Source organism: Desulfurispora sp. (assembly GCF_052744395.1).
The window spans coordinates 1-21,414 of record NZ_JBRAJI010000009.1 but is presented as its reverse complement, the minus strand read 5'-3'; the positions used below and the strand labels follow the sequence as shown (position 1 = coordinate 21,414).

At 51.6% G+C, this 21,414-nt stretch carries 23 protein-coding genes and 2 tRNA genes; 19 read left to right on the top strand and 6 right to left on the bottom strand.

What is annotated here, in order from left to right; translation table 11 throughout:
- The first annotated feature begins 7 nt into the window (after positions 1 to 7).
- The 5 genes from ACUVTU_RS03780 to ACUVTU_RS03760 all read left to right on the top strand — a co-directional run bounded on the left by ACUVTU_RS03780 (position 8) and on the right by ACUVTU_RS03760 (position 2,990).
- Positions 8 to 790, top strand: a complete 783-nt coding sequence (locus ACUVTU_RS03780; protein ID WP_445888635.1) for an enoyl-CoA hydratase-related protein — start codon at positions 8 to 10, stop codon at positions 788 to 790.
- Between the two features lie 171 nt (positions 791 to 961).
- Entirely contained in the window at positions 962 to 2,152 is a 1,191-nt protein-coding gene (locus ACUVTU_RS03775; RefSeq protein WP_445888634.1) for a M24 family metallopeptidase, read from the top strand.
- A gap of 100 nt (positions 2,153 to 2,252) precedes the next feature.
- A complete protein-coding gene (locus ACUVTU_RS03770; RefSeq protein WP_445888633.1) occupies positions 2,253 to 2,444 on the top strand; it encodes a hypothetical protein in 192 nt (63 codons plus the stop codon).
- Between the two features lie 98 nt (positions 2,445 to 2,542).
- Positions 2,543 to 2,857 carry a hypothetical protein gene (locus tag ACUVTU_RS03765; RefSeq protein WP_445888632.1) on the top strand — a complete coding sequence of 105 codons (315 nt, stop codon included), beginning with the start codon at positions 2,543 to 2,545 and terminating at the stop codon, positions 2,855 to 2,857.
- A gap of 50 nt (positions 2,858 to 2,907) precedes the next feature.
- A tRNA-Leu gene (locus tag ACUVTU_RS03760) sits at positions 2,908 to 2,990 on the top strand.
- Positions 2,991 to 3,178: 188 nt separating this feature from the next.
- Here ACUVTU_RS03760 and ACUVTU_RS03755 read toward each other — a convergent pair.
- Positions 3,179 to 3,793 carry a GNAT family N-acetyltransferase gene (locus ACUVTU_RS03755; protein ID WP_445888631.1) on the bottom strand — a complete coding sequence of 205 codons (615 nt, stop codon included), beginning with the start codon at positions 3,791 to 3,793 and terminating at the stop codon, positions 3,179 to 3,181.
- 173 nt (positions 3,794 to 3,966) lie between these two features.
- On the opposite strand from ACUVTU_RS03755, the gene ACUVTU_RS03750 reads away from it, so the two are divergent.
- The 13 genes from ACUVTU_RS03750 to ACUVTU_RS03690 all read left to right on the top strand — a co-directional run bounded on the left by ACUVTU_RS03750 (position 3,967) and on the right by ACUVTU_RS03690 (position 15,947).
- The gene (locus tag ACUVTU_RS03750) at positions 3,967 to 5,370 is read left to right on the top strand and encodes a phage-shock protein (RefSeq protein ID WP_445888630.1); all 1,404 of its coding nucleotides are present in this window, start codon (positions 3,967 to 3,969) and stop codon (positions 5,368 to 5,370) included.
- Between the two features lie 121 nt (positions 5,371 to 5,491).
- Positions 5,492 to 5,567, top strand: a tRNA-Trp gene (locus ACUVTU_RS03745).
- A 103-nt stretch (positions 5,568 to 5,670) separates the two neighbouring features.
- A complete protein-coding gene (locus tag ACUVTU_RS03740; protein WP_445888629.1) occupies positions 5,671 to 6,615 on the top strand; it encodes a D-alanine--D-alanine ligase in 945 nt (314 codons plus the stop codon).
- 133 nt (positions 6,616 to 6,748) lie between these two features.
- Positions 6,749 to 7,783 carry a hypothetical protein gene (locus ACUVTU_RS03735; protein ID WP_445888628.1) on the top strand — a complete coding sequence of 345 codons (1,035 nt, stop codon included), beginning with the start codon at positions 6,749 to 6,751 and terminating at the stop codon, positions 7,781 to 7,783.
- Positions 7,784 to 7,867: 84 nt separating this feature from the next.
- Entirely contained in the window at positions 7,868 to 8,044 is a 177-nt protein-coding gene (locus ACUVTU_RS03730; protein WP_445888627.1) for a hypothetical protein, read from the top strand.
- Between the two features lie 17 nt (positions 8,045 to 8,061).
- A complete protein-coding gene (locus tag ACUVTU_RS03725) occupies positions 8,062 to 10,800 on the top strand; it encodes a UPF0182 family membrane protein (RefSeq protein WP_445888626.1) in 2,739 nt (912 codons plus the stop codon).
- A 32-nt stretch (positions 10,801 to 10,832) separates the two neighbouring features.
- Entirely contained in the window at positions 10,833 to 10,988 is a 156-nt protein-coding gene (locus ACUVTU_RS03720; RefSeq protein ID WP_445888625.1) for a hypothetical protein, read from the top strand.
- A 138-nt stretch (positions 10,989 to 11,126) separates the two neighbouring features.
- Positions 11,127 to 11,906: an alpha/beta fold hydrolase gene (locus ACUVTU_RS03715; protein WP_445888624.1), complete on the top strand. Its 780-nt coding sequence runs from the start codon at positions 11,127 to 11,129 to the stop codon at positions 11,904 to 11,906.
- A gap of 1 nt (position 11,907) precedes the next feature.
- Positions 11,908 to 12,999: a 6-phosphofructokinase gene (locus ACUVTU_RS03710; RefSeq protein WP_445888623.1), complete on the top strand. Its 1,092-nt coding sequence runs from the start codon at positions 11,908 to 11,910 to the stop codon at positions 12,997 to 12,999.
- Between the two features lie 5 nt (positions 13,000 to 13,004).
- Positions 13,005 to 13,298 carry a late competence development ComFB family protein gene (locus ACUVTU_RS03705; protein WP_445888622.1) on the top strand — a complete coding sequence of 98 codons (294 nt, stop codon included), beginning with the start codon at positions 13,005 to 13,007 and terminating at the stop codon, positions 13,296 to 13,298.
- A gap of 3 nt (positions 13,299 to 13,301) precedes the next feature.
- Positions 13,302 to 14,186, top strand: coding sequence for a radical SAM protein (locus tag ACUVTU_RS03700; RefSeq protein ID WP_445888621.1), 885 nt, complete (start codon positions 13,302 to 13,304; stop codon positions 14,184 to 14,186).
- 220 nt (positions 14,187 to 14,406) lie between these two features.
- Positions 14,407 to 14,757: a hypothetical protein gene (locus tag ACUVTU_RS03695; RefSeq protein ID WP_445888620.1), complete on the top strand. Its 351-nt coding sequence runs from the start codon at positions 14,407 to 14,409 to the stop codon at positions 14,755 to 14,757.
- A gap of 20 nt (positions 14,758 to 14,777) precedes the next feature.
- Positions 14,778 to 15,947, top strand: coding sequence for a glycosyltransferase family 4 protein (locus tag ACUVTU_RS03690; protein WP_445888619.1), 1,170 nt, complete (start codon positions 14,778 to 14,780; stop codon positions 15,945 to 15,947).
- Here the strand turns inward: ACUVTU_RS03690 and ACUVTU_RS03685 are convergent.
- Together ACUVTU_RS03685 and ACUVTU_RS03680 are read right to left on the bottom strand one after the other, a co-directional pair.
- The gene (locus ACUVTU_RS03685; protein WP_445888618.1) at positions 15,931 to 16,185 is read right to left on the bottom strand and encodes a DUF6440 family protein; all 255 of its coding nucleotides are present in this window, start codon (positions 16,183 to 16,185) and stop codon (positions 15,931 to 15,933) included. The genes ACUVTU_RS03690 and ACUVTU_RS03685 overlap by 17 nt on opposite strands.
- Before the next feature lie 66 nt (positions 16,186 to 16,251).
- Positions 16,252 to 17,076 carry a YkgJ family cysteine cluster protein gene (locus ACUVTU_RS03680; RefSeq protein WP_445888617.1) on the bottom strand — a complete coding sequence of 275 codons (825 nt, stop codon included), beginning with the start codon at positions 17,074 to 17,076 and terminating at the stop codon, positions 16,252 to 16,254.
- Between the two features lie 210 nt (positions 17,077 to 17,286).
- Between ACUVTU_RS03680 and ACUVTU_RS03675 the strand changes: the two genes are divergently transcribed.
- On the top strand, positions 17,287 to 17,595 hold the full coding sequence (locus ACUVTU_RS03675) for a DVU0772 family protein (protein WP_445888616.1): 309 nt from the start codon (positions 17,287 to 17,289) through the stop codon (positions 17,593 to 17,595).
- A 770-nt stretch (positions 17,596 to 18,365) separates the two neighbouring features.
- On the opposite strand, the gene pstA is transcribed toward ACUVTU_RS03675, so the two are convergent.
- The 3 genes from pstA to ACUVTU_RS03660 all read right to left on the bottom strand — a co-directional run bounded on the left by pstA (position 18,366) and on the right by ACUVTU_RS03660 (position 21,182).
- Complete coding sequence (gene pstA, locus ACUVTU_RS03670; RefSeq protein ID WP_445888615.1) at positions 18,366 to 19,208, bottom strand: phosphate ABC transporter permease PstA; 843 nt, start codon at positions 19,206 to 19,208, stop codon at positions 18,366 to 18,368.
- 7 nt (positions 19,209 to 19,215) lie between these two features.
- Complete coding sequence (gene pstC, locus ACUVTU_RS03665; RefSeq protein WP_445888614.1) at positions 19,216 to 20,094, bottom strand: phosphate ABC transporter permease subunit PstC; 879 nt, start codon at positions 20,092 to 20,094, stop codon at positions 19,216 to 19,218.
- A gap of 224 nt (positions 20,095 to 20,318) precedes the next feature.
- Positions 20,319 to 21,182 carry a phosphate ABC transporter substrate-binding protein PstS family protein gene (locus tag ACUVTU_RS03660; RefSeq protein WP_445888680.1) on the bottom strand — a complete coding sequence of 288 codons (864 nt, stop codon included), beginning with the start codon at positions 21,180 to 21,182 and terminating at the stop codon, positions 20,319 to 20,321.
- Between the last annotated feature and the right edge of the window lie 232 nt (positions 21,183 to 21,414).

The window sequence follows — 21,414 nt, the reverse complement described above, 5'->3', positions numbered from 1 at the left end:
AATTAATGTGGCCTGGGAAAACATCCTGCTGGAAATCGAAGACGGCATTGCCGTTTTGACCATCAACCGCCCCAAAGTGCTGAACGCCTTGAACGCCGCCGTCCTTGCCGAGCTGGATGCCGCTATGGATCAGCTGGCGGCTGACGATCAGGTGCGGGTGATCATTATTACCGGTGCCGGTGAAAAATCCTTTGTAGCAGGTGCGGATATTGCTTTCATGAGCCAGCTCAGCCCCATGGAAGCAAAAGAGTTTGCCCGCAAGGGGCAGCAGGTGTTCAGCAAAATTGAAAACCTGCCCAAGCCTGTAATTGCAGCTATAAACGGTTTTGCTCTGGGCGGCGGCAATGAACTGGCCATGGCCTGTGACATCCGTATTGCCAGTGAAAAAGCCAAATTTGGCCAGCCCGAAGTCAACCTGGGCCTGATTGCCGGTTTTGGCGGCACTCAGCGTCTCACTCGCCTGGTCAATCCGGGTATGGCCAAGGAAATTCTTTTCACCGCCGATATGTACGATGCTGAGACCGCCCACAAGATTGGTCTGGTCAACCATGTGGTGCCAGCAGAAGAGTTGATGAACTTCTGTAAGAGTATGGCCAAACGCATTGCCGCCCGCGGCCCCATTGCCGTACGGTTGAGCAAGGAGGCCGTGAACGACGGTCTGGAAATGGACCTGGAAAAAGCTTTTATCCATGAAGCCGATCTTTTCGGTTTGGTTTTCACCACCGCCGACCGGGCGGAGGGTATTGATGCCTTCTTGAATAAGCGCAAACCCGAATTCAAGAATAAATAAAGGGCTACTGGTCGGGGGCTGTACTGCACATCCGGCCGATTCACGATACAGCTTGAAAAGGGATTGAGAGGGGTAGAGGAAATAAAAAAGCAGGCCTGTCCGGGGGCCTGCTTTTTTCCAGTAAATAAATATTGAATATTATGAAAATAACAGCAGCAGGGAGGATATGATATGCTGACGGTTCCCCGGGATGAAATAACCGCCCGCTGGCAAGGACTGCAGGCTGCGCTGGCGGCAGCTGGCCTGGATGGCGCTCTGCTCTGGCAGGGGGCGGATCTCTATTATTATAGTGGCGTGTTCCAGCAGGGAGTGCTGTGGATACCCGCCGCCGGCCAGCCGGTATTCTGTGTGCGGCGCAGTTACGAGGAGGCAGTACGCTATGCGCAGCTGGAGCAGGTGGTGCCGCTGGTCAGCTTTAAAAAGCTGCCCGATGTGCTCCGTTCATGTGGTTACTGTCCGGAGGGCGGCATTGGGCTGGAGTACGATGTGCTGCCAATTCAGTATTACGAGTTGCTGCAGCAGCTTTTTCCCCACGTCCGGTGGCAGAACATATCCCATCTCATCCGGCAGCAGCGGGCAGTGAAGTCAACCTTCGAGCAGACACTCATTCGCCAGGCGGCAGCAGCACTGGACGAGGCCTACGCCGTGCTGAGTCAGGAACTGGAACCCGGTATGACTGAGTATCAGATCGCTGCCCGTCTGGAACTGTTGCTGCGCCAGCGGGGTCATCAAGGCGTAGTCCGCCTGCGGGGGCTGAATAGTGAGTTCCACTATGGCTGTGTGCTGGCCGGCCCCAGTGGTGGTGTGGCCAGTTACTTCGACGGGCCTCTAGGGGGTTGTGGGTTGAACCTGACCTATCCCATGGGACCTGGCCGGCAGGTCTGGCAGGTCAGCCAGCCTTTGATGGTGGACTATGTGGCCTGCGTTGAGGGGTACTGTGTGGATATGTCCCGGGTTTTTGTGGCCGGCACGCTGCCGCCGCTACTGGAGCGGGCCCACCTGGTCGCTTTAGAAATTGCCCAGGCCATTGAGGAGAGCGTCCGGCCGGGGCAGCCCGCCGAGGCTGCCCACTTGCTGGCCTTGCAGATGGCTGAACAGGCCGGGCTGGCCGAATACTTTATGGGGTATGGCAGTCCGGTGGGCTTTATTGGTCACGGTGTGGGGCTAGAACTCAACGAGCTACCAGTACTGGCCCGGGGGAACAAAACCCCATTACTGGCTGGTATGGTCATTGCTGTAGAGCCCAAATTCATTTTCCCCGGTCTGGGAGCGGTGGGAACCGAAAGCACCTATCTGTTGGGCGAGATCAAAACGGAAAAACTAACCCGCTTCTCCGCGCAGCTGCACAATATTGCAGTTTAATGCCTTTTTATTGAGTGCAACCGATAATGAGCAGGCAGTCCATTGATGATATAATAATGTATAGAGCAGGCCGGCACACCACCGAGTGGGTGATATTGGCATGGATATAACCTGGCTGTTTCTTTTCCTTTGTCCGTATATGTTGCTGTATTTCTACCTGATCGACTTCACCGACTGGGCTCACTGGAAAATTGCTTTTTTCTGGACCTGCGGGCTGGTGTTAATTTTTGCCGGTTGGCTGGCGATTAATTACTACAATCCCCACCCGCCGGCTTTCCCGGCTCTTTTTTAGCCTACTAATGCTGCCGGCCGGGTGGGTTCCGCTGCCCGTCCGGCCTGTTGCATAGAGTAAGAATGATAGAACTTTATGACAGGTGAGGAGGACCTGCTTTGCCGCAGCCCAGACTGAATCTGGAACAGTTTGAGCAGATGTTTCTGCAGGTGCTGCAGTCCGAATTGCCCGGCCAGCCGGTAAGCCTGCAGAGTAATTGGCCGGAACTGGCCGATGAGTCCCGCAGACAGGCGCTGCTGCGGAAATTCAAGACTGTAGCCGAAGAAGCCACCGGTGTAGAAATAGTGATCGGCCCGGGTATGGAAAACTTCCAGGGCCCGGTTCAGAGCGTGGTTATTCAGCTTTTTCACGTATATTCCACCGTGCACCTGATGGAGCGGATCAACGCCAAAATCCTGGCCCGGAGGGGTTGACGCCGTTCGTAAATCATGCTAAGATATCTCTTGCAGCAAAAAAGAATAATGTCGGAGTGGCGGAACTGGCAGACGCGTACGTTTGAGGGGCGTATGGGAAACCGTGCGGGTTCAAGTCCCGCCTCCGACACCAAAAGCCTTTAAGCCCAGGGGGCCGTGGAAACCACCACGGCCCTTTTGCTTTAAGTGTCGTACGCGGTCAACACGCACCCAAATGTACGGTAAATGAGCCCAAAAAGCACCGCGCCTTTTCCTCCCAGATGACAATGTTAAATCCCCATCCTGCCGGCAGGATGGGGATTACTTATCGCCTGCGAAAAGCTACTGGGTCGGGCCGGTGTGCATAAATTGCATGGCCCGGAACATTTCCCTATCCTGTGGGGAAACGTTTTTCCCGATGCGAGCCATCAGGACATTGGCTACATGTTCCAGGATGTCCGGATCGTCAGTTTCTACTTTCTCCAGGCCCACCGTACCAAACAATCTGGTCAGCATCTTTTGGTATTCCCAGATGGTCAGGCCGGTGTTGTCCAGGTCCCAGTGCCAGCAGAATTCGATGGTGATAACAATAAAATCCTCCATCACCGGATGGGCAAAGGCCATTTGCAAGAGGTGGCGGGCCAGTTTATGCCGGCGGTAGGACGGACTGACCTCAATAGCGCCAAGCTCCAATATGCGGGGATGCTTGCTCCAGCGGCTGAAAGAATCGGGGCGATGGAAGGTAACATATCCGACGATGCAGTTGCCGCTGCGGGCGATGTAGACCAGGCCATCGCTGGCAGCAGCAATTTCTCGCAGAGCGATCTTTTGCTTTTCCGGCTGGCGAAAGTTACACAGTTTTTCGTCCATGGTCAAATCGGAAAGGACGGTGCTGTGCACGGGCCCTTCCAGCAGGATTTCCCCTTCCGCACCAATGGGAAGCTTTATTTGTTCCATCTGTAACACCCCTCTTAAAGTACATTATACATTAATTAACATTTAAATAGATGGCGCAGAAAAAATTTTTTCACTTGCAGGCTGGCAGAAAAAGGGATATGGCAATATGTGGAGAATATTATTATTGACAATGGAATAAAATGGTAATTTGAATAAATTAAGGGGTGTTAGTTATGGAGAGCAGTTTGCACTCATTAACAGACGTACTGAAAAAAACCCTGTTCTTTTTTGATGGATTGAGCGTTCCCGAATTGCTGCCTTACGTACAGAAAAAAATGCTCAAGGATTGCACGCCACAGCAGGTTGAGGAAAAAATTAGCCGTTGTTTGCAACAGAATGATTGCTTTGTGAGCAAAGGTAATATTTGGACTCTAAACCTGCAGGGCAAGCGGGAGAACGATCCATTTTACAGTTACCTGCTGAGAAAGCAGCATCCGGTTAGCATAAAGGAACTGACCCGCAACAGCAGTCGGGGGAAGAAGAAGGCTCGGAAGCTGCTGGCGGAGGAGGCCTCCCTGCTGGCTGACGGCCGTTTTGTACAATTGGAGAACGGGCAATGGGTGCTGACCGAGTGGCAGGTGGAAAACGAAAAGTATTCTTTAAAACAGCTGCTGATTAAGGCCCTTAAGTCTCATCCCGGCGGACTGTCGGTGCAGCAGTTGTTGGACATTGTGGGGGGATGGAAAAAAACCGATACTCCGGCCATTACCTGTACCCTGCAAAAATTTCCTTATTTCGAGCAGATCAGCGACAGCATCTGGGTATATAATCCGGCTGTGCACAGTGCCTACGATTCTTTTATGCAGCGCTATCTTAAGACCCTGGCCCGTTATCACCAGCGGTGGCAGTCCGAAAAAGAGCGCTGGCAGCGCAAGGTGATGTCTTTGGACAGGCAGCTCAAGGAAGCCTCCCTGGCCCAGAAAGAAGCAGCGGCGGCTCTGGCGCTAAGGGTTCAGGAGGCCCACCGCAATGAGCACCTGCTATCACAGATGGCGGAAAAAGACTTGCTGCTGCAGTTGCGCAAGAAGGAAATCTTTCGCTATCGGGAGCACATTGACTACCTGGAGAGAAAGTGCAACAGCATTTTGTACCAGTGCCGGCTGTGGGTCAAGCGAGCCCGTCAGTCGGCCGAGGAAAACCTTCACTACAAAGAGGCACTGCAACGCAAACAGCAGGATCTGGAAGCTATGTTCACCCGGTTGCAGCAGTACAAGGAGAAGGATCGGGAAAACAAAGCATTGCTGGCGGAACTGAAGGATCAGCATGCTACAAAGGTGGCCGAGCTGCAAACCCAGGTGCTGGAATTGCGCCAGAAGTTGGGCCGGCAGAATGAAAATATCCAACTGACCGAAAGCCGGTGGCAGGAAGAGGTACGCGAGCTAAACAAGGAATTAAAAAAGGTGTTGGACGAGCGTGATGATCTGCAGCGGTCAGTAAAGTTTTTACGTCAGGAGCTGAAGAAGGTTAAGGATGACTACAAGAGCCTGAAAAATTCTTTCAACAACCCTGTTATCCGAATGGTGCTCCGGATCCTGTCCTTCTTTGGTCGTTCCACCCAGCAGTCGGTTACTTCATAGGGTCTACCGGTAGTGTTGAGTTTGCCGGAGTGCAAAAAAATTATTCAGTATAGCGGGGAGGTGTTGACTGACCAGCCGTCGAGTATTATAATAAATATTGCCGCGTAGATGTGAGCAACGCAGGGGAGTAGCTCAATTGGTAGAGCGGCGGTCTCCAAAACCGTAGGTTGCGGGTTCGAGTCCTGTCTCCCCTGCCACATGGCCAGTATTCGCTGTAGTGCGGGTGCTGGCCTTTTTTCTTGGGGATATACTTAAATACAGCGACATAAATATTTCCTAAAGATGACCGGGGGTGAAAAAATGCTTCCCAGAATCGGCATACTGATGGGCGGCAGGTCGGCAGAGAGGGAGGTTTCTCTGCGCACGGGTGAGGCCATATACAATGCTCTGCTCCAGAAAGGGTATGACGTGGTCAAGATCGATGTGGATGAGCAGATTGTAGATAACCTGCGCCGGGAAAAAGTGGGACTGGCCTTTCTGGCCCTGCACGGCCCGGGCGGGGAGGACGGCACTATCCAGGGGTTGTTGGAGATCCTAAACATACCTTACACGGGGCCGGGAGTTCTGTCCAGTGCCGTCTGCATGGACAAAACAACTACCAAAAAGCTGCTGGTCTATGAAGGTCTGCCCACGCCCCGTTTCATTGTTGTCCGCCGGCGGGAGTATCAGGAAGCGGGGCTAAACGGTGTCCTGCAGCGCATGACCGGGATGGTACCTCTGCCGGCAGTGGTTAAGGCTCCCCGGCAGGGTTCAACCATCGGGGTGACCTTTGTCCGGGAGCAGGCGCTGTTGCCGGTTGCGTTGGAGGAAGCTTTCCGGTACGGGGATGATGCTCTGATCGAAGAAATGATTGATGGTGTTGAAGTGACTGCCGCGGTGATGGGTGATGAGCAGCCGGTAGCCCTGCCGCTGATCGAGATTGTTTCCAGGACAGGTTACTATGATTATCAGGCCAAATACACCGCGGGGTTGAGCGATCACATCATGCCGCCCCGTTTGCCCGCAGACGTTCAACAGGAGTTGAAACGACTGGCCGAAAAAGTGTACGCAGTGTTGGAGCTGCGTGGAGTGATTCGGGTAGACTTTATGGTGAGCCGGGCTGAGCATCGGCCCTATATCCTGGAGGTTAACACCATTCCGGGCATGACCGAAACCAGCCTGGTACCCGATGCTGCCCGGGCTGCGGGTATGGAATTTGCGGATCTGGTGGAAAAACTGGCCCTTTCCGCCTGGCGCAGCAAATAACCGGGACAGATACCTGTGTATAAAGATCAGGATGTGCGCATCCTGATTTTTTATTTGTTCGGCCCGGGGCGGCATTGTATAATACCATATAAAGAAAATTATCCCAGAATAATTATTGCGGGGTGAATACAAATTGACCTGGCAATTTACCCGAGAGTTCATCAAAGCCAGCTTTCAGGACCCGTCTGCGGGATTTCAGCTGCGCGAGGTCACCGCTGAGGTGCGCTATGATCCCTTGACCAGGGACAGCGTTCGTCTCTTTCCTTTTCGCCAGCTGGGCCTGCCCCGGCATGATTGGACCCCCTTCGTGGAACAATCCCGGCGCGGCTTCTGTCCCTTTTGCCCTGCTGTTGTGGAACAGGTAACCCCCCGGTTTCCGGAGGACTTTATCCCGGAGGGACGGCTGAGAAGAGGCGATGCCTTGCTGGTGCCCAATCTGCACCCCTATGAGCAGTACACTGGCGTGATCATTATGAGCTCGGAGCATTATGTTCCCATAGAAGATTTAAAACACGACTTCATGCGCGACAGCTTTGAGCTGGCCCGGGAGTTCATTGTCAGAGCCCGGAAGTATGATAGAGAGGGCAGCCGCTATGCCTCCATCAACTGGAACTACATGCCTTATGCCGGCGGCTCGTTGATCCACCCCCACTGGCAGGTGATGGCCGGTACCCGTCCCACCAACTATGCGGCCAGAATGCTGGAGCGATCCGGCCAATATTTGAATCAGCACGGCAGCAATTATTGGGATGATCTGGTAGCAAAGGAGCGGGAAGGCCCGCGCTTTGTGGGCAGCACCGGCCGGGTGGTCTGGCTGGCTACTTTTGCACCGCGCCACCTGGCCGACATTACGGCGGTCATTCCGGAGTGCCGAACCATTGACGACCTGACGGGTCAGGATGTTGCCGATCTGCTGGTTGGTCTAGAAAAGGTTATTCAATATTACAACAGACTGAATATTGTTTCTTTTAATATGGCTTTTTATTTGAGCACCGATCAGGATCGGGGATTTACGGCCCATTTGCGGCTGGTGGGACGTTTCACGCTCTTTCCGGTAGCCGGCAGTGATTTTAGTCACCTGCAGGTGCTGCACGATGAACCATGGGCTCTTTACCTGCCCGAAGACCTGGCTGCTGGCTGTCGCCTTTATTGGCAAGAGGGAAAATGAATTTTCGGACAGCAGCAGGAAATGAACAACGAAACGTGGAAGTTCTTAGGTTGAATCGGATATAATTAAAGGAGGTGCAGGCCGGTGCAGGCCAGGTGCATCATGTGCGGCAGAATAGTCGAAACCGAAGAGTTTATACCCGATCCTTACGATGATGAGGATGAACTGCCCAAAAAATCTCCGGTGGTATTTTGCCAGCTGTGTGAAGCCAAACTGCGGCATGAATCCGATGAATCGCAAAAGGTACCCAAGCCCATGTAGTTGCGGGGGGATGATTATTGCCCGTATTTGCCGGCCGTAAAAGTGTATATTTCTGGCTAGTATTGCTGTTTTTGCTCTGGGCGGGGCTGCGCTGGGGTGCGGGTTTTTATATCGACTACCTCTGGTACAGTTCCCTGCATTATGAGCAGGTGTTCTGGACTACCTGGCTGACACAGTGGGGACTGAAGCTGGGGGTATTTGCGCTTTATTTTATCGTACTTTTGCCGGGGCTGTGGCCAGCCGCCAGCTATTTGCGCACGGCCCTATCCCACCGCCGCGTTTACAGTGAGCAGGAAAATGTTATTGTCATTGATCAGGAACCGGCAATTTATAGTTCTGGCCGCTGGGTTAGGCCTACGCTGGTGCTGTTCTGTCTGCTGGTAGCAATCATGGCCGGTGCAGCGGCAAGTAGCGACTGGGCTACCCTGCAGCGGTTTTTGCATCCGGCTGCTTTTAATATCACTGATCCGGTCTTTCACCGGGATATTGGTTTTTATGTATTTCAGTTGCCGGTGTACCGGTTAGTTTACGGGCTGCTACAGACATTGCTGATCATACTCTTGCTGGCCAGCACCGCGCTGTACTGGCTGGCCGATCTGCGGCAGGGTATTAAAGGGATTTTTACCGCTACCCGTCCCCGTTACAATCTTTCGCTTCTGGCGGCGCTTTTTTTCCTGCTGCTGGCCTGGGGCTACAGGCTCAAGCAGTACGGTCTGCTGTGCAATCCGGCGGGCATTGTTTATGGTGCATCTTACACCGACCTGCATGCCACCCTACCTGCCTATAAGATCCTCTTTTTTGTGTCAATTTTTTGTGCTATTGTAATTTTAGTCAATGCTTTTCTGCGCAAATTTCGCTATGTTCTTTTCACCATTGCCTTTTTGGTACTGGCTGCCCTGGTTGCTGGCGGAATTTACCCTCTGCTGCTGCAAAAGTTTGTGGTTCTGCCGGATGAACTGAATAAGGAAAAGGTGCCACTGGAAAACCACATCAAGTTCACCCGAATGGCCTACCAGCTAGACCGGATAGTTAAAAAACCATTTCCGGCCGGACAAAAGCTCACGGCCGCCGATTTGCAGGCTAACCGCGATGCTGTGAACAGCATTCGCCTTTGGGATTACCGGCCTTTACAACAAACCTACAGCCAGTTGCAGGAAATGCGGCTCTACTATGAACTGCGCAATATTGATGTGGATCGCTACGGGGTAAACGGCCTGGCCCGCCAGGTCATGCTGGCTGCCCGGGAATTAAACCAGGAGCAACTGCCGGCCCAGGCCCAGACCTGGGTTAACAAACATCTGAAATATACCCACGGCTACGGGGTGGTAGTTAGTCCGGTGAATGAGGTTAGCGAGGAAGGGTTGCCTCATCTCTGGATACGGGACATCCCTCCGGTAACCAGCGCCGGTCTTAAGATCGACCGCCCGGAAATCTATTTTGGGGAACTTACGAACAACTATGTCATTGTCAATACCCGGGCGCAGGAGTTTGATTACCCGCAGGGAGACGCCAACGCCTATACCACCTACCGGGGTAAGGATGGAGTTTACGTGGGCGGACTGGCCCGCCGGTTGCTCTTCGCCTTTGTTCTGGGTGACTACAAGTTGCTGTTTTCTACCGAAGTCACCCCGGATAGCCGGGTACTGTTCAATCGCAACATTGCGGAGCGTGTGCAGAAGCTGGCTCCTTTTCTGCTCTACGATCAGGATCCCTATATAGTCATCAGCCAGGGCCGGCTGTACTGGATGTGGGATGCCTACACCTATGCCAGCGGTTATCCCTACTCTGAACCCTTTGCCGGCAGCAATAACTACATTCGCAATGCGGTCAAGGTAGTCATAGATGCTTACAACGGCACTGTGGACTTTTACCTGGCCGATACCGGTGATCCGCTGATTCAGTCTTATAGCCGGATCTTTCCGGGTATGTTTAAACCGTTGGATCAGATGCCAGTCGACCTGAAGAAACACCTGCGTTATCCGGAAGACCTGTTTAAAATCCAGGCACGCAAATATGCCGTCTTTCATATGGAAAACATACAGGTTTTCTATAATAAAGAGGACAAATGGGTCTTTCCTACTGAACTGTTTAGCAGCGAGGAGCAAGTGATGGAACCTTACTACACCATCACCCGGCTCCCCGGGGAAAGCAAGTCGCAGTACTTGCTGATTCTACCTTTTACCCCCCAGAATAAAAAGAATATGGTGGCCTGGCTGGCCGCTCGTTCTGATCAGCCAGCTTACGGCGAGCTGGTGCTGTATGAGTTTCCCAAACAGGAGCTGGTGTACGGGCCCATGCAGATTGAGGCGCGCATCAGCCAAGATACCTATATTTCCCAGCAGCTAACGCTTTGGGATCAACGGGGCTCTTCGGTTATCCGGGGCAATCTGCTGGTGATTCCCGTGAAGAACTCGTTGATCTATGTAGAGCCCCTGTATCTACAGGCCGAGCAGAGCAAAATGCCCGAACTGCGCAGAGTAATTGTGGCTCACGGGGACATGATTGTCATGGAAAACACTCTGGACAATGCTTTGAAGCGTATTTTCGGTCAGGGCGTCGCGGGCGCACCGCCGCTTCAGGCTCCGGAGCAGCAAGCACCGACTATATCCGGACTGAGCGATCTGATCAACCAGGCCCGGACTCTGATGCAGGAAGCCGAGCAGAGGCTGAAAAATGCCGATTGGGCTGGTTACGGGGAGGCCCAGCAGAAGTTGAAGGCTGTACTGGAAAACATGGCCCGGGCAGCCCATCAGTAATGCTAAAATACTGTCGGGAGAGAGGTGAAAATATGTTTTTTCAAAGCTGGTGGCAGGGTTTGATTTTTGGAGTGGTTACCTCAGTGGGCATGCTGGCTGTCGCTTATGCGCTCAGCGCCATGTGGAAAAAGTATGAAGATGTTCCCCAAAAGCCAGCCGGTCATGGCTGCGATGGTCACCATCATTAAAAATTTTCAAGGCTGCCGGAAAACCTGGCAGCCTTTTCTTTATACCAACCAGCAATTGCCAGACAGCAGGAATATCAAATTATGTACAGAAAATAAATAACATTGTCCTGGAGCGGGAATCGGAAAGGAGGTAGAATTATGCCCTTTGTTATCATTGATGGGAAAAAATATTACTATCATGCGGTTGTGCCTCCGGAGGAGCAGGCTGAGGGTGTAATCATCTTTGTGCACGGGGCGGGAGGGAACCACCGGCACTGGTTGTACCAATCGGCCCATCTGGGCAGGCGGCTGCTGGCCCTGGCCTTGGACCTGCCTGGCCATGGATTTTCGGAAGGACAGGCCTGTTCCAGCATAGCGGCTTACAGCGAATTTATCTATCAATTCGCCCGACGGGTCACGGCCATGCCTTTCTTCATTGCCGGTCACTCCATGGGCGGGGCCATCGCCATGGATCTGGCCATCAACCATCCCGAAATGCTGCAGGGATTGATCCTGGTGGCCACCGGAGCCAGACTGAAAGTGCTGCCCGAGGTACTACAGACCTTCGGTCGTGGTCAACATCCTCCGGTATTTGTGGACTACCTCTACGCCCGCGGTGTGCCGGAGGAGATCCGGAGTCTGGCCGAAAAGGAGTATTACAGCACTGGTCCGGATATATATTATCGGGATCTTTCCGCCTGTGATGCTTTTGATGTACGGGATCAGCTGAGCACTATCAGAATTCCGACCCTGATTATAAGTGGAGAGCATGATGTACTAACTCCGGTGAAATATGGGGATTATCTGGCCCAGCATATTTGGGGTAGCCGGCACCAGCTTATTCCGGCCGCCGGACACATGCTCATGCTGGAAAATCCCGTTGCGGTAAACTCGGCTATTGAAGACTTTGTTATAAATAACCAGGGGAAGGGTGCATAGAATGGATATAAAGCGCATCGGGGTGTTAACCGGAGGCGGCGATGCCCCGGGTCTGAACGCAGTTATCCGTGCTGTGGTCAAATGTGCCATCAGGCGTTACAACCTTTCGGTAGTGGGATTTTTGAACGGTTTCGGCGGACTGATCAAAAACCAGGCCCAGGAGCTGACTGAAAAGGACGTGGCCGGAATTTTGCCCCGGGGCGGCACCATTCTGGGTACGACCAATCGGGATAATCCTTTCCACTTTCCTGTGATCCGCGGTAGTGAAGTAGTATATACAGACGTGTCGGACCGGATCTTTGAAAACATCAGCATCCACGAAGTAGATGCCCTGATTGTGATTGGCGGTGACGGCAGCCTGTCCATAGCCCGCGAACTGCATGAACGGGGCCTTAAAGTGGTAGGTGTACCCAAAACAATTGACAATGATCTTTCGGCTACCGACCAGACTTTTGGCTATGATACAGCTCTGAACACGGCCATGGAGGCCCTGGACAGACTGCACAGTACAGCCGAGTCCCATCACCGGGTGATGGTGCTGGAAGTTATGGGGCGCTATGCTGGCTGGATTGCCCTGGCGGCAGGAATTGCCGGTGGGGCCGATGTAATTTTGATCCCAGAAATTCCTTACCAACTGCCGGCCATAGTCCGTAAAATAAACGAGCGTACCGGTCAGCGCAAGAGCTTTAGCATTATTGTGGTAGCCGAGGGAGCTAAAACCACGGAAGGGGAGCTGGTGGTCAACCAGAAGGTGGAAGGGAGCTTTGATCCCATCCGCCTGGGCGGGATTGGCAATGTGATCGCCCGGCAGATCGAACAGGCTACCGGTAAGGAGAGCCGGGTTACCGTACTGGGGCACCTGCAAAGAGGTGGTTCGCCCACTGCCTATGACCGTATTCTGGCCTCTCGTTATGGAGTTGCGGCGGTGGAGGCCGTTATGGCCGGTCAGTTCGGACAGATGGTTTGCCTGCGCGGTACCGAAATATCTACAGTGCCGCTGGCCGAAGCGGTGGGCGAAATGCGCCGTGTACCTGTAAACAGCCAGCTGGTTACAACAGCCCGCCAGCTGGGAATTTGTTTGGGAGATGAATAACGAGCATGTCTCAAATCATTATCAAGAACTGCACCGAAAATGCAGTCAACGAAATGTTAATGGTCCTGGTAGGTGAATACCAGAAACAGGGGAATCAGCTGTGCCAGTGTGAGCGCTGTCTGGCTGACATCAAAGCCCTGGCCTTGAACAGCCTGAAGCCCCACTATGTGGTCTCGGAAAAAGGGGAAATTTTAAAAGACGCAGCGCTTAAAGAAGTGGCTAACCGGGCCGATGTGATCACGGCCATCACCAGAGCAATTCAGTTAGTTGCTGCCAATCCGCGACACGGTGGGATGTGAGTTATGGTTGGACTGAATTACGATCTGCCGCTTTTTCGTCCACCCAGTGAAGCATTCAGCTTGATTCTGCAGGTAACCATTGGTTGTTCCCATAATGCCTGTGCTTTCTGCGGCATGTATAAAACCAAAAAATTCCGGGTGAAAGATTGGAAGGAAATAGAATCCGACATTGCCCTGGCAGCACAAGAAATGCGCCAGGCCCGGCGCATTTTCCTGGCCGACGGTAATGCTCTGGCCATGCCTACAACCAGTATGCTGCATTTATTGGGCCGCTTGTACCGGGCCTTTCCGATGCTGGAAAGGGTAGCAGCATATGCTGGCCCACGGGATATACTGGAAAAAAGCGCTCAAGAACTGCAGGAAATCAGGCAGGCCGGCCTGGAAATCCTTTATCTGGGTGTGGAGTCGGGCAACGCGGAGATCCTTCGCCAGATGCACAAGGGGGTTACCCCTGCGGAAATGATTGCAGCCGGACAGAAAGCCATCCAGGCCGGCTTCAAACTCTCGGTAACAGTTATTAACGGTTTGGGTGGCCGGAATCTGCTGTGCGAGCATGCCCTGGACACCGCCCGTCTGCTCAATCAAATTGACCCTCATTATCTGGGCCTGCTAACCCTGATGCCAGTGCCGGGTACAGTTCTGGCTGTGAGAATAGCCCGGGGGGAGTTTATCCTGCCAGGACCCTGGGAGATTCTGAACGAAATCAAGCTGATGCTGGAGCACATGCAGGTGAGTAATTGTGTCTTTCGTTGCAATCACGCGTCCAATTACCTGCCTCTCAAAGGAATATTGAGCAGAGATCAGGTGGCACTGGTGGCGCTGCTGGATGAGGCTCTGAAAAATCCTGACCGGTACAGACTGAAGCCAGATTATCTGCGCGGACTGTAATTGCCCAGGGCGGCTCTCCGAATCCGCTTTTATTTTTCCACGGGCAGGAATGAGCAAGCGGGCGTAGTATACTATATTATGGAGGTGATACCATAATATGGTATACTGGCGCCGGCTGGTAAAAATATTTTTGATTGGTTTGCTCTTACCGGGTTATATTATATATGTAAATTCTGGTATGATATCGGTAGCGGGCGAAAAATATCCCGAGGAAGGTGTTTTGCAGGTAGTGCGCGGAGCGGTCCAGGACACCTGCTGGATGAAATTGCATAGCAAAGACCAGCTATACGAGCATTTCAGCCAGTATTATACTGCCGATTTGCTGGAGGATATCACCGAAAAAACCTGGCAGTTTGTGCAGACACCCACCGATCTATATACGCGGGCCGAGGTAACTTCCTTTTCATCAGTTACCATGCATCAGAACGGCGCTGTGGTTACCGCCGCGGTTGAATTGCTGGACCTGGATACCGGCAGTACCGAGCAGGGCAGGGGGGTTTTCTGTCTAAAACTGACCGCAACTGGCTGGCGCATCATCCGGATGGAATTCATCTGGCACACAATGGTTTAACTAGCGGGGAGAGCGCAATTATGAGGATAGGGATCTTTACAGACAGCTACAAACCTTATACCAGCGGAGTGGTTAGATCCATCGAGCTGTTCACCGGAGAACTGCAGCAGGCGGGGCATGAGGTGTTTATCTTTGCCCCCAGCTATCCCTACCAGCAGGAGCGGGAGCCGCGGATATACCGGTTTGCTTCCATTCCGGCCCCCACCAATCCCCGTTACACTCTGGCGCTGCCTTTTTCCTGGCGACTGGGTAAAAAAATTAGGCAGCAAATCAGGCCCGATCTGATTCATGTACATTCTCCATTTTTACTGGGCCGCCTGGGGGCCTACTATGCGCGGGTGCTCAATGTACCACTGGTTTTTACCTTTCACACGCTATATGATGAATACGTTCACTATGTGCCAATAGGCCAGCAAATAACCCGGGAAATCACCCGCCGTTATTGCCGGGAATTTTGCAATAGCTGCGATCTGGTAATTGCCCCTACATCCATTATCGCCGAGCACTTGCGGCATATGGGAGTGGTTACCGAGCTGGCCGTGGTCCCCACCGGGATCAACCTGCAGGAGTATGAAGCGGGCGATGGTAAATGGTTGCGCCGGACTTACAACATTGACCCGACTACAAAAGTGCTGCTGAGTGTGGGGCGACTGGGGCAGGAGAAAAATCAGGCTTTTCTGTTGCGGGTGATGAACCTGCTGTGCCAGCACGGAGAGGATGCATGTTTGGTGCTGGTGGGTAGCGGCCCGGAGGAACAAAACCTCCGGGCTCAGGCACATGAGCTGGGGCTGGGGGATCGGGTTATCTTTACCGGTACTCTGGATCGGACAAGTGTCGTCAACTGCTACCTGGGGGCCGATTTGTTCGTCTTTGCCTCATGTACTGAGACACAGGGCCTGGTCATCGGTGAGGCCATGGCTGGCGGCCTTCCCGTAGTTGCAGTGCAAGCCAATGGTGTGATCGACATGGTACGCGACGGTCGGGACGGTTTTCTGGTGCCGCTGGATGAGCTCGCCTTCACCTGTAAGGTAGAGCAGTTGCTTAACAGCAGTGATCTGTATAGTCAGATGTCTGAGCGGGCCAGGCAGCATGCCCGGGAAATGTCTGCAGCAGCCTGCACCCGGAAACTGCTGGAATGCTACAACCTGGCTCTCCAAAAGAAACAAGGTACGGTTACGGCTTTGTTTTAAGCTCGGTTATCGAAGGGGCACCGTTCAAACCGGTCACAATCAGATACTCGACGCCGGTTTTATTGTCTCTTAGAATAGTAAAACCGCCTGTATTCAGAGTTTCACCGTGCTCATAAATGATCTGAAAGCGCTGGGCAGCTTCCGGCAGGACAATCGGTTGGAGTGCACTGTGGGCCGCATCGCGCCGGGACAGGAAATTGGTACAGCCGGTCGTTGCGGTAACAAATAGGAAAAACACCAGCAGAAGTATCCTCTGCCGGAATAGATACCTGAGAATGCCTCTATTTCGCACAGACACGCTGGATCACCCGCTTAACAGTTGTCTTAATCTTTCCACCAGGCTGGTCTGGTTCAGCGCCTTTTGCTCCGGATGGCCTTCCGGGTGTTGAAGACTGGTCGACAGATCGCTCAGTAGAAGCCGGAGCGCTCGCATCCGACGGATATAAAATTCCTGGTGGTCGGGCTTTTCCCCGGTCAGGCCGAATTTCTGGCGCAGAACCTCGGGTAAAAAAATGATGGGGAAGAAGAAGCGAGCCAGGGTGGGGCTGAACCATTGTTCAAGGTTTAGCTTTTCCAAAGCATACTGAATCACCGACAAATAAAGATCGGCTTTTTCGTTGTATTCCGCCAGCCCGGAATCGGCCAGCCAGCTGTGCAGATTCCATTCCTGCAGGCCATTGAATCCAAAACAAAAGGGTTGCCGGGGCAGGAGAAAATATTTTTCTTCTACTGTACAATCATCATTATCATTGAAGGTAAATCGGACGGCCCTGGCCAGTGGATAGGTGCGGCAGTTGCGGGAGCGCACCGGGTAGATGCTGCAGCGGCCGCCGGGCAGCATGAAGGAGCAACTGCCGGTTTCGGCCTCACGCAACAAAACATAGGGCCAGCAATAGCGGTGGTCAAAGTCGATGCGGCAGTACTGCTGTATGAACTGCTGTGAGCTGATCTGCAGGTAGCGGGCCATGCACTCTACGTCCCAGGGATCCAGAAATATCTTGATGCTGTGGCAGCATCTGCCCATGCACTCATCCTGACAGGCGAACCTAAAACTTTCACCCGGACCAAGGGAGGGCCACCTGGCTTGCTGAAATGCAGCCAAAAGTGTGTTGCTGATAGGACCGGTCATTGCGGTACTCCTTTCAAATTATCATGATATTATGTATTATTCTACCCGCCGGGAAACATACCTGCTGTAAATTTTGATTGAAATCAGGACAACAGCCTTTATCCGGGCAGGATTGTCTTATTTAATGTCGAATTTGTGCCCATATTCACGGGATGCCAGTGCTGCCCGAACGGACCAGATTTAGAATTATTACACAGGAGGGATAGCTACTTGTTTGACCGGGAAGCTTTTGAAAAAATCAAAGATAAATTGATGTGGGATTTCGATGTGACCAGGGAACACCTGGACTCCCGGACCGGATTTACCTTTGCTATTGATGTAGCTGATGGACAACCTCGCCTGGCAGTTTTCATCAAGCGTACCTACAGTTCCAAAAGTGAAACCACTCTGCAGCAGCCGCCGATGGACATGCTCCAGCGCGCTGTGCAGGAACTGGGCATTGATCTGCATCGGGATGGACTTTACAATATCAATGCGGAATTACGCACCTGGATTACCGACAACCTCCTGCCCAGGTAGCGTCCAATAACAACATGCAAACATAAAAAAACCGGGGTTCCGCAGGTACAGCCGCCGGCTGCATCCGGAGTCCCGGTTTTATTTTATTTATTTTATTTATTTTATTTATTTTGGGTTTTGTCCAACTCAAAACGGGTTATCTTTACGAACCCAACGGGCTCAAAATGATTATCGCACCGGTTCATTACCCGAATCATTAATGGTTAACATAACATTTATTATGAGAACTTAATTGTTACAAAAATTATTACCTTCTTCTCGGTTACCCTTCCATATTATTTTCCAGTCTGGTCCGGATTTTTTCTTTCCTGAATGTACTTTTTTTTATTTTTATTCTTAGAAAAATCAAAAATGCTTTCATCGTATAGCAGTATATCATCAATGTCTATAGAGTTGAAATCAGCCAGCTCAATGCACTTGGCACAGTTATCGCAGGTTTTTGTCGGGTCGAGATCACAGATAAAGCACTCACAACAATTATCGCATACCCTGTTTTCCTCCAGGATGCACATCTTGGGAAGTTGCTTGAGCTTTTCACGGTCTATTTTGATCAAGGCTTGACCCGTCCTTTTTTTGTGAACATATTAACTATTGCGCACTACACCCTATCATAATTGTATTGATTTTAAAGCACAAGGTCATTACTTTCTCCCCGAATGGAATAATCAACAGGTTCAAAGGAACTATATTTCTCCGAATGCACCGTGCATACAAAAGAAAAGCCTGTTGATCGCAACAGGCAATAATCAGCTGAATGCTCTGTTCTCCGGTCAGCCGTTACGGACGGTGGACATGCGGCGCATGATCAAATTGGCCAGGGTATTGATTAAAAGTATCAATATTATTAGAATGGTGGCGGTCCCGTAAGCCATGGGGAATGATATACCATCAAAGGTCAGCAGATACAGGTGGATGGACAGTGTTCGGACAGGATCAAAGATGCTACCTGGCAGATTCAGAGAACTGCCTGCGGTCAACAGTACGGCTGCTGTTTCCCCTACTACCCTGCCAATGCTGAGAATGATTCCTGTTACAATGCCCGGTAGGGCTGCCGGAAGGACAATTCTGGATACTGTCTGCCATTTGGTAGCACCAAGAGCCAGGCTACCTTCCCGGTACTGGTAGGGTACGGCCTTGATGGCCTCCTCGGAGGTACGGATAATTGTCGGTAGGATCATACAGGCCAGAGTCAAACTGCCCGAGAGTATTGACCAGCTCAGCTGCAAGTAAATAACCAGAAAAGCAAAGCCGAACAGTCCAAAAACAATGGATGGTATGCCGGCCAGGGTTTCTGTGGCAAACCGAATCAACTGCACCAGCCGGCTGTTCCGGCGGGTATATTCAGTCAGATAGACGGCAGCCAGAATGCCTATCGGTGCCGCTACCGTGATGGAAACTATAATAATGTAAAATGTACCCACAATAGCCGGGAATATCCCACCGCTCTTGCCCATATCCACAGGGTATTCAGTTATAAATTTCCAGCTGATCACTCCAATGCCATGACTGATAATATGGAATAGAATAGCAAACAGGCTACTCAATGTGATGATGATGGAGACAAAAAGCAAAACCCGGAATAATTTTTCTTCCGCATACCGGTTAAACAACATGTCTTGATTATTCCCCCGTTGTCGCTTTTTTGGGTACCAGTGCCAGCAGCAAATTGAGCAGCATGATCAGTACAAACAGAACTATTCCGGTGGCAAAAAGAGCTCTGGCATGGTCATCGGCCGCATAACCCATTTCAATGGCGATATTGGCTGTCAGCGTACGTACCGACGCCAGAATAGAATCGGGTATTGCTGACACATTGCCCGCCACCAGGATCACGGCCATGGTTTCTCCCAGAGCCCGGCCCATGCCCAGCACCACCGCGGTTACAATTCCTGAGGCTGCACCAGGCAAAATCACCTTTTTGATGGTCTGCCAGTGCGTGGCCCCTAGAGCCATAGAACCCTCTTTATATTCACGGGGCACAGCCCGGATGGCATCTTCAGAAATATTGACTATGGTCGGCAAAATCATCACTGCCAGAATCAGGGCTGCAGCCAGTGCCGAAAAGCCCCTTCCGCCCAGATGATCTCTGATAAACGGCACCAGCACCACCAGCCCGTAAAAGCCGTAGACAACCGAAGGGATACCGGCCAGCAATTCAATACCGGGACGCACCAGTCGAGCCAACCAGGGAGGAGCTAATTCGGCCAGAAATATAGCGCAACCCACCCCCAGGGGAATACCAATAGCCAGCGCCATGAACGTAACTACAAATGATCCGATGATCATGGGGAGGATGCCAAATATACCCTGTTCAGGGTACCAATGCTTTCCGGTTATGAAGTGCCAGATTCCGTATTTCTGGATTACCGGCAGGCCTTCTAAAAAAATAAAAGCAAATATCAGACATACTACCATAATTGCTGTTGTAGCTGAAAACAGCAACAGTTTCTCAATAAGTATTTCGGATATTTTTTTATTACTTGTGTTCATGATGTTCATGAGCAAATATTCTCCATGTTCATAATTGGTTCGGCTAGCTGCTTCATTATACGAGATGTGCTTTAAATATGCTGCCATTAATATATTAAGATTGCTTTTAAGTATTATTAACGCTTTGTTAAATAAATAACATTATCTCCGTATGTATAAAAATAATGCCAACCCTGGGGTGAACAGGTTGGCACTGACTTTTTGATACAATAAATACTGTTTCAAGTATATGATTACTTAACAGGAATGTAATGTTGGGCAACAATTTTTTGCCCTTCCGGGCCAAGCACAAAATCGATGAAATCCTTGGTCGCCCCCTGTGGCTCACCTTTGGTCAGGTAAAGGAAAGGCCGGCTGATCTTGTACTGACCGCTTTTCACATTGGCTTCACTAGCTTCCACACCGTCAATTTTAACAGCTTTTACCTCTTTATTCAGATAACCAATTGAAACATATCCAATGGCTTGGGGATCACCGGCTACCGCGGTGCGCACTGCCCCGTTGGAGGGTGAAGTGATGGCCTTGTCCGTAATTTTAGCATCCTTACCCATGACCAATTCTTCAAAAGCGCCCCGTGTACCGGAACCGGCTTCTCTGGTCACCACATTGATGGGAGCGTCCTGGCCTCCTACTTCTTTCCAGTTAGTAATCTGGCCTGCATAAATTTTGCGCACCTGCTCAATGCTGAGTGAGTCAAGCTGGCTGTTCTGCGGGTTTACCACTATGGCAATGCCATCCCGTGCAATGACGGTTTCTACCAGACCCAGGCTTTTCTCCGATTCCTTCAGCTCGCGAGAACAAGCGCCAATTTCCGCAATTCCCTCAGCTGCCGCTTTAACACCCTGGCTGGAGCCGCCGCCCTGAACATTGATAGTAACGTTGGGGTTTTTGGACTGAAAAGCTTTGGCCAGTTCCTCGGAAAGGGGTTGCACCGATGTTGAACCGGCAGTAGTAATTGTTGTTTTTGCGGTGGCATCACCCTGGGTTTTGTTTCCCGTTTCAGACTTTTCTGCTCCACCACAACCGGTTAATCCGCCAACCAACAGCACACCGGTTAGCAATGAAGCAACCAATTTGCGTTTAGCACTGCCAAACATTTGCACAAAGTACCTCCTTAGAAGATTAATTAATTTTAACTACAAATGGATTATAGCAGGCTAATGTTAACGCAATGTCGTTAGCTATGTAAATCATGGTTAACTGACGGTTAGCGTGTTTATTATTTTTTGTTAAAAGACACTAAAGGCTGCAGCCTGGCCTGGCTGCAGCCTTTTAAAATTATTGCGGCGGCGACCTACTCTCCCAGGGGTCGACCCCCCAGTACCATCG

Excerpts from the sequence above, each read along its gene's own strand:
- ACUVTU_RS03775 (WP_445888634.1), top strand. The coding sequence starts at position 962 with ATGCTGACGGTTCCCCGGGATGAAATAACCGCCCGCTGGCAAGGACTG.
- ACUVTU_RS03770 (WP_445888633.1), top strand. The coding sequence starts at position 2,253 with ATGGATATAACCTGGCTGTTTCTTTTCCTTTGTCCGTATATGTTGCTG.
- ACUVTU_RS03755 (WP_445888631.1), bottom strand. The coding sequence starts at position 3,793 with ATGGAACAAATAAAGCTTCCCATTGGTGCGGAAGGGGAAATCCTGCTG.
- ACUVTU_RS03750 (WP_445888630.1), top strand. The coding sequence starts at position 3,967 with ATGGAGAGCAGTTTGCACTCATTAACAGACGTACTGAAAAAAACCCTG.
- ACUVTU_RS03740 (WP_445888629.1), top strand. The coding sequence starts at position 5,671 with ATGCTTCCCAGAATCGGCATACTGATGGGCGGCAGGTCGGCAGAGAGG.
- ACUVTU_RS03720 (WP_445888625.1), top strand. The coding sequence starts at position 10,833 with ATGTTTTTTCAAAGCTGGTGGCAGGGTTTGATTTTTGGAGTGGTTACC.
- ACUVTU_RS03715 (WP_445888624.1), top strand. The coding sequence starts at position 11,127 with ATGCCCTTTGTTATCATTGATGGGAAAAAATATTACTATCATGCGGTT.
- ACUVTU_RS03710 (WP_445888623.1), top strand. The coding sequence starts at position 11,908 with ATGGATATAAAGCGCATCGGGGTGTTAACCGGAGGCGGCGATGCCCCG.
- ACUVTU_RS03705 (WP_445888622.1), top strand. The coding sequence starts at position 13,005 with ATGTCTCAAATCATTATCAAGAACTGCACCGAAAATGCAGTCAACGAA.
- ACUVTU_RS03700 (WP_445888621.1), top strand. The coding sequence starts at position 13,302 with ATGGTTGGACTGAATTACGATCTGCCGCTTTTTCGTCCACCCAGTGAA.
- ACUVTU_RS03690 (WP_445888619.1), top strand. The coding sequence starts at position 14,778 with ATGAGGATAGGGATCTTTACAGACAGCTACAAACCTTATACCAGCGGA.
- ACUVTU_RS03680 (WP_445888617.1), bottom strand. The coding sequence starts at position 17,076 with ATGACCGGTCCTATCAGCAACACACTTTTGGCTGCATTTCAGCAAGCC.
- pstA (WP_445888615.1), bottom strand. The coding sequence starts at position 19,208 with ATGTTGTTTAACCGGTATGCGGAAGAAAAATTATTCCGGGTTTTGCTT.
- pstC (WP_445888614.1), bottom strand. The coding sequence starts at position 20,094 with ATGAACATCATGAACACAAGTAATAAAAAAATATCCGAAATACTTATT.
- ACUVTU_RS03660 (WP_445888680.1), bottom strand. The coding sequence starts at position 21,182 with ATGTTTGGCAGTGCTAAACGCAAATTGGTTGCTTCATTGCTAACCGGT.